The organism is Vibrio genomosp. F6 (assembly GCF_005146325.1).
GTDB lineage: Bacteria > Pseudomonadota > Gammaproteobacteria > Enterobacterales > Vibrionaceae > Vibrio > Vibrio cortegadensis.
The window spans coordinates 1-359 of record NZ_SYUT01000089.1; the positions used below are offsets into that span (position 1 = coordinate 1).

1 protein-coding gene is annotated in these 359 nt (G+C 39.3%); it reads right to left on the reverse strand.

From position 1 onward, the window contains the following. On the reverse strand, positions 1 to 256 hold a 256-nt coding region (locus FCV43_RS19525; RefSeq protein WP_136996106.1), incomplete at its 3' end, for a GNAT family N-acetyltransferase. Positions 257 to 359 lie beyond the last annotated feature (103 nt).

The following is a 359-nucleotide window of genomic DNA, read 5'->3' on the forward strand; positions in this document are numbered from 1 at the left end:
TCTCAAGCTTAGCCATCAATTCACTTCCTGTCCCTTTACCGCGAATAGTTTTATCAACCCATAGGAAATTTATTAAAAGCCAACTTCCAAAAATTTCGGCAGTAATACCTGCAACTTTTCTCTCGCCAACAATCGCATAATAAGCCACTTTTCTACGGTCAGTACCAATTAAAAATGGAGAGTTGTGCTCAACAAGACCATTGCGTATTTCATTAATATTTTCTTCTGACGGCTCTAAATCTAGCTCAAATTCCATTGTAATCCTCATGGCGACTAACGCCCAATTAAGGTGCGACAACGCTATAACACCCAAGCTAAACCATTGCACCGTAAACACAAATTTCAAACCGGAGTAAACT